At 69.7% G+C, this 6,494-nt stretch carries 7 protein-coding genes; all 7 read right to left on the bottom strand.

The annotated features are described in order from the left end of the window. Nucleotides 1-273: 273 nt before the first annotated feature. A complete protein-coding gene (locus tag G6022_RS04365; RefSeq protein WP_182639376.1) occupies nucleotides 274-927 on the bottom strand; it encodes a 3-oxoacid CoA-transferase subunit B in 654 nt (217 codons plus the stop codon). Further along, nucleotides 927-1,703 (bottom strand): CoA transferase subunit A, encoded by a 777-nt coding sequence (locus G6022_RS04360; RefSeq protein WP_179525847.1) that lies wholly within the window; start codon nucleotides 1,701-1,703, stop codon nucleotides 927-929. The genes G6022_RS04365 and G6022_RS04360 overlap by 1 nt, the downstream gene beginning before the upstream one ends. A 27-nt stretch (nucleotides 1,704-1,730) precedes the next feature. Continuing rightward, on the bottom strand, nucleotides 1,731-3,380 hold the full coding sequence (locus G6022_RS04355) for an AMP-binding protein (RefSeq protein ID WP_182616216.1): 1,650 nt from the start codon (nucleotides 3,378-3,380) through the stop codon (nucleotides 1,731-1,733). A gap of 99 nt (nucleotides 3,381-3,479) precedes the next feature. Continuing rightward, the gene (locus G6022_RS04350) at nucleotides 3,480-4,340 is read right to left on the bottom strand and encodes a CoA ester lyase (RefSeq protein WP_182691054.1); all 861 of its coding nucleotides are present in this window, start codon (nucleotides 4,338-4,340) and stop codon (nucleotides 3,480-3,482) included. Continuing rightward, entirely contained in the window at nucleotides 4,337-4,846 is a 510-nt protein-coding gene (locus tag G6022_RS04345; RefSeq protein ID WP_179526313.1) for a MaoC family dehydratase, read from the bottom strand. Before G6022_RS04345 ends, G6022_RS04350 begins: the two co-directional genes overlap by 4 nt. Before the next feature lie 17 nt (nucleotides 4,847-4,863). Further along, complete coding sequence (locus G6022_RS04340) at nucleotides 4,864-6,009, bottom strand: acyl-CoA dehydrogenase family protein (protein WP_179525850.1); 1,146 nt, start codon at nucleotides 6,007-6,009, stop codon at nucleotides 4,864-4,866. Continuing rightward, on the bottom strand, nucleotides 6,002-6,494 hold a 493-nt coding region (locus tag G6022_RS04335), incomplete at its 5' end, for a biotin/lipoyl-binding protein (protein ID WP_182691052.1). The genes G6022_RS04340 and G6022_RS04335, both read right to left, overlap by 8 nt.

Here is a 6,494-nt window from a genome sequence, read left to right as displayed (position 1 = left end):
CAGCAGGTGGATCCGCACGGCGACCAGCGCCGCCACCGCCGTGCCGCCGAGCACCACGAGGGCGAGCAGGGCGGTGTCGGGTCGCGCGGTGCCGACGGTGCTCGCGGCGAGGAGGACGAGGAGGACGACGACGACGAGGCCGACCACATACCCCAGCACCCAGGCCAACGCCGAGAGCGCCGCCCGACCCCGGACCGGTGTGGTCCAGAGTCCGGCGGCGCCGGCGGGCGGTGGCGCGATTACCGCAGCACCTCGATCACGCCAGCACCTCGATCACGCCAGGTCCGCGCTCACCCGGTACGGGGCTCCCGTGGCGGCGGCGACCTGCTCGAGGGTCACCCCGTCGACGATCTCCACCAGGGTCAGCCCGTCTGCGTCGCGGTCGAACACCCCGAGTTCCGTGATGATCCGGTCCACGCAGCCCAGGCCCGTGAGCGGCAGCGAGATCTCGGAGACGATCTTGGACGAGCCGTCCTTGGCCACCTGGTCCATCACCACGACGATGCGGCGGGCCCCCACCACGAGGTCCATCGCGCCGCCCATGCCCTTGACCATCGCGCCGGGCACCATCCAGTTGGCGATGTCACCGGCCGGGTTGACCTCCATCGCCCCCAGGATCGCCACGTCGATCTTGCCCGAGCGGATCATCCCGAAGCTCATCGCGGAGTCGAAGATCGACGAGCCGGGGAGCGTGGTGACGGTCTCCTTGCCGGCGTTGATCAGGTCCGGGTCGACGTCGTCCGGGTGTGGGTAGGGGCCGATCCCGAGCAGTCCGTTCTCCGACTGCAGGGTGACGTTGACGTCCTCGGGGACGTAGTTGGGCACCAGCGTCGGGAGCCCGATACCGAGGTTCACGTACTGGCCGTCCGACAGTTCGAGGGCCGCGCGGGCGGCCATCGCCTTGCGGTCGCGTCCGATCCTGCTCATCAGCGCTGTCCTTCCGAGGGCGGGTTGGTGGTGGTCTTCTCGATCCACTTGGTCTGCTCCACCTGCTGCGCGGTGAGCTCCACCAGGCGGTGCACGAAGATGCCTGGCAGGTGGATGTCGTCGGGGGCCAGCTCGCCGACCTCGACGATCTTCTCCGCCTCGACGATGCACACCCGGCCGGCCATGGCGGCCAACGGTGAGAAGTTGCGTGCGGTGAGGTTGAACCGCAGGTTGCCGCTGCGGTCCGCGACCGCAGCCCGCACCAGCGAGAAGTCGGCCTCGATGGCCTGCTCGAGCACGTAGGTCTCGCCCCGGATCTCCCGGGTCTCCTTGGGCGGCGAGGCCACCGCGACGCCGCCCTCGGAGTCGTACTTCCACGGCATCCCGCCGTCGGCCACGTAGGTGCCCACGCCGGTCCGCGTGTAGAACGCCCCGATCCCGGAGCCGCCCGCGCGCATCCGCTCGGCGAGGGTGCCCTGCGGCGTCAACTCGACCTCGAGCTCACCGGACAGGTACTGGCGGGCGAACTCCTTGTTCTCGCCCACGTACGACGAGACGATGCGCCGGAGCTTCCCGGTCTCCAGGAGCATGCCGAGGCCCTTGCCGTCGACCCCGGCGTTGTTGGAGAAGACCTCGAAGTCGCCGACGTCGCGGGACGCGAGGGCCTCGATGACGACCTGGGGGATCCCGCACAGCCCGAATCCGCCGGCGGCGATCGACGCCCCGTCCGGGATGTCCGCGACGGCCTCCGCCGCTGTCATGATCTTGCTGGACATACACGTCCTCCTTGGGTGTGTGGGCCGTCAGGCGATGCCGAGGATCTCGATCGCCGTCTTGCGCATGTCGACCTTGCGGACCTTGCCTGTGACCGTCATGGGGAACTCGTCCACCACGTGGACGTACTTCGGGATCTTGTGGCGCGCGAGCTTGCCGGTGGCGAAATCGCGGACCTCGTCGGCCGTGAGGTCGTCGCGCCCGGGCTTGAGCCGGACCCACGCCATGAGCTCCTCGCCGTACTTGGGATCCGGCACCCCGATCACCTGGGCGTCGAGGATGTCGGGGTGCGTGTAGAGGAACTCCTCGACCTCGCGCGGATAGATGTTCTCGCCGCCGCGGATCACCATGTCCTTGATCCGGCCGGTGATCTTGACGTAACCGTCGGAGTCCATCTCCCCGATGTCCCCGGTGTGCATCCACCCGTCGGCGTCGAGGGCCTCCGCGGTCTTCTCCGGCTCGTTCCAGTACCCGATCATCACGCTGTACCCCTTGGTACAGAACTCCCCCGCCTCGCCGCGCGGCAGGGTCTCACCCGACTCCGGGTCGACGATCTTGATCTCCAGGTGCTGGCCGACCCGCCCCACGGTGGAGACGCGGCGGTCCAACGAGTCGTCGGCCCGGGTCTGGGTGGACACCGGGGAGGTCTCGGTCATGCCGTAACAGATCGAGACCTCCTCCATGTTCATCTGGTCGATCACCTGACGCATGGTCGCCTCCGGGCACGGCGACCCCGCCATGATCCCGGTCCGCAGGGACGACAGGTCGTAGGAGTCGAAGTCCTCGAGCGCGAGCTCGGCGATGAACATCGTCGGCACGCCGTACAGGCTCGTGCACTTCTCCTGCGCCACCGCCCGCAGCGAGGCGGCGGGGTCGAACGCCGGCGCGGGGATCACCATGCACGACCCGTGGGTGGTGCACGCGAGGTTGCCCATCACCATGCCGAAGCAGTGGTAGAAGGGCACCGGGATGCAGACCCGGTCCACCTCCGAGTAGTTGATCGTCTCGCCCACGAAGAACCCGTTGTTGAGGATGTTGGTGTGCGAGAGGGTGGCGCCCTTGGGGAACCCGGTCGTGCCCGACGTGTACTGGATGTTGATGGGGTCGCCGGCGCCGAGACCGGCGCGGATCCCGGCCAGCTCCTCCGGGTCGGTGGGCCCCGACATCATCGACTCCCACTCCTCGTCGCCGAACAGCACGACGACCTCGAGGTCCGGGCAGCTCGGCTGGACCTGCGAGAGCATGCCGGTGTAGTCCGAGTCCTTGAACTGGGGCGCCGCGACCACGGCCTTGATCCCGGCCTGCTTGAGCACGTACTCCAGCTCGTGGACGCGGTAGGAGGGGTTGATGTTGACCAGCACCGCCCCGATCTCGGCGGTGGCGTACTGGATCATCACCCACTCCCAGCGGTTGGGGGACCAGATCCCCACGCGGTCGCCGGTCCGGATCCCGAGCCGGAGCAGGCCCGAGGCCAGGCGACGGACGTCGGCGTGGAACTCCGTGTAGGTCCACCGGCGTCCGGCCTGCACGTCGACGAGGGCGTCGCGGTCGCCGAAGCGCTCGACCGTGGCGGCCAGGTTGTCGGCGATCGTCTGCGTGAGCAGCGGGACGTCGGCGTCCCCACGGGTGTGGGACAGGGCGGGGTCCAGTGGGGTGGAATCGAGATCGGTGGTGGTCATCTCGGTGCTCCTTGAGGGTGGGATCGGACGGCCCACGAAGTGGGGGTTGCAGTGTCGGGTGGCGGCGTGTCGGGTGGCGGCGTGTCGGGTGGCGGCGAGTCAGGTGGCGGAGGCCGCGGCGCGACGCATCGTCGCCTCGGCCTGTCGGAAGACGGGGCCGTCGACCATGCGGCCGTCCAGCCGGAAGACACCCTGGTTGCTCCGGGCGGCGTCGAGGACCTTCCGGGCCCAGGCCACCTCGTCGTCGTCGGGCGCGTAGGCCTGTCGGACCACCGCCACCTGGGACGGGTGGATGCAGGCGGTGGCCACGAACCCCAGGGCGACGGCGTCGAGCGCCTCGGCGCGCTGACCCGCCTCGTCGGCGATGTCGAGGTGGACCGAGTCCACCGCCCACCGACCGAACGCGGCCGCCGCGAGCGCGACCTGCGCACGCGCGTGCCTCGGGACGTCGCGGTACTCCCCCGCGACCCGGGGGCCACCGGCCTCGATTCCCGAGAAACGGCTGGTCGAGCCACCCATGGCGGCCAGGAGGTCCTCGGCGCCCCACATCATCCCGGCGCATCCGGGTGCGGCGGCGATCTCCGCGGCGCGGATCACGCCCAGAGGCGTCTCCACCAGCGCCAACACCGCCGCGCCGGTGACGGCGTGGACGTCGGCGACCTGCGCGGCCGACTCGGTCTTGGCGAGCATGACGCAACGGTAGCCCGTCCCGGCGAGGGCCTCGAGGTCCGCGGCGTGATCATCGGAGTCGCTCGGGTTGACACGGACGATCGTGCGCTCCGGATCCAGGTCGGAGGCCACGAGCGCCTCCCGGGCGGCCGGTCGGGCGTCCGGTGCGACCGCGTCCTCCAGGTCGACGATCACCACGTCCGCGCGCTCGGCCGCCTTGCCGTACCGCTCGGGGCGGTCGGCCGGGCAGAACAGCAGTGCCGGGCCGGGCGGGATCCACGCCGGGGTCATGCTGACCCCTCCCCCGCCTGGTCGGCCGGACGCTTACGGACCAGCGTCTTGCGGACGGCCCTGGCCACCACGTCACCGTGCTGGTTGCGACCGATGTGCTCGAGAGTCACGATGCCCTCGCCCGGGCGCGACTTCGACTCCCGCTTGTCCGTGCACACCGTCTCGGCGTAGAGGGTGTCACCGTGCAACACGGGCTTGGGGAAGGTGACCTCGGAGAACCCGAGGTTGGCCACGATCGTGCCCTGGGTGAGCTGCGCGACCGACAGCCCGACCAGCGTCGACAGCGTGTGCATGGAGTTCATGAGCCGCTCGCCGCCGAAGCCCGGCTGCTCGGCCGACCACGCCGCGTCGAGGTGCAGGGCCTGGGTGTTCATGGTGAGCGTGGTGAACAGGACGTTGTCCGTCTCGGTCATCGTGCGCCCGGGGCGGTGGAGGTAGGCGGTGCCGACCTCGTACTCCTCGAACCACAGTCCGCGCTGGACGATCTCCTTGCGTTGTCCGTCCATCGTCACAGCCTGGTCACTCATAACCCGAGACCGCGCGCGATCAGCATGAGCTGCACCTCGGTGGTGCCCTCGCCGATCTCGAGGATCTTGGAGTCCCGGTAGTGCCGGGCCACCGGGTACTCGTTCATGAACCCGTAGCCGCCGTGGATCTGGGTGGCGTCCCGGGCGTTGTCCATGGCCGCCTCGGAGGAGACCATCTTGGCGATGGCGGCCTCCTTCTTGAACGGCTTGCCGGCCAGCATGAGGCGGGCGGCCTCGTAGTAGGCGCAGCGCGCGGTGTGGGCGCGGGCCTCCATGCGGGCGATCTTGAAGGAGATCGCCTGGAACGACCCGATCTTCTGGCCCATGGACTCGCGTTCACGCGCGTATTTCACCGACTCGTCGACGCACCCCTGGGCGGCGCCGGTGGCCACCGCGGCGATCGCGATGCGCCCCTCGTCGAGGATCGACAGGAAGTTCGCGTACCCGCGCCCCTCCTCGCCGAGGATGTTCTCCGCCGGGACCCGCACGTCGGAGAACGTCAGCGGGTGGGTGTCGGAGGAGTTCCAGCCGACCTTGTCGTACGCCGGCTCGACCGTGAAGCCGGGCGTGCCCGACGGGACGATGATGGTCGAGATGGCCTTCTTGCCGTTGTCCCGCACGCCGGTCACCGCGGTGACGTTGACCAACGAGGTGATGTCGGTCCCCGAGTTGGTGATGAACTGCTTGTTGCCGTTGACCACCCACTCGTCGCCGTCCCGCTTCGCGGTGGTCTTGGTGGCGCCGGCATCCGACCCCGCACCGGGCTCGGTGAGGCCGAAGCCCGCGAGCTTCCTGCCCGCGGCGAGATCCGGCAGCCAGGTGTTCTTCTGCTCGTCGGTGCCGAAGTGGTAGATCGGCATCGCGCCGAGGCCCACGCCCGCCTCGAGCGTCATGGCGGTCGACTGGTCGACACGACCCAGCTCCTCGAGTGCCAGGGAGAGGGCGAAGTAGTCGCCGCCCATGCCGCCGAACTCCTCCGGGAAGGGCAGGCCGAACAGGCCCATCTCGCCCATCTTGGCGACGACCTCGTAGGGGAAGGTGTGGTTGCGGTCGTGCTCGGCCGAGGCGGGGGCGACCACCTTGTCGGCGAACTCGGCGACCGTCGACTTCAGGTCGGCGTAGTGCTCTTCCAACTCAGGCATTACCTTCTCCTTCGGATTCTTCGGTGGAGGGGTGGGGCTCGACGGTCGCGAGCAGATGGTCGGCGGGCACCTGCTCGCCGGTGGAGACGTTCAGCCGGACCACCCCGTCGATCGGTGCCGACAGGGCGTGTTCCATCTTCATGGCCTCGACGGCCAGGACGTTCTGGCCCGCGGTCACCTCGTCGCCGTCGGCGACGAAGCACGCGATGACCGATCCGGGCATGGGACTGAGGATCTGACCGTCCGACAACCCGGCGTCGTGGATCCGGGAGTCGATCAACGGGAGCAGCCGCAGGTCCCAGGTGCCACCGTCGCCGGCCACCCAGAAGGTGTCCGCCGCCTTGGGGTCAGCGGAGCGGACGACGGTCCAGCGCTGTTGGGTGCCGTCGACGGTCAGTCGCAGCGACCCGCCGTCCCGGGCGACCCTGGCCCGGTGCCGCGAGGAGACCTCGGGCTCGGCCGTGGAGCCGATCGTGGCGTCGGTG

Source organism: Dietzia sp. Cai40, assembly GCF_014145165.1.
Taxonomy (GTDB): domain Bacteria; phylum Actinomycetota; class Actinomycetes; order Mycobacteriales; family Mycobacteriaceae; genus Dietzia; species Dietzia natronolimnaea.
Note: the sequence above shows the minus strand (reverse complement) of the source record. Positions and strands in the feature narration are given on the sequence as shown.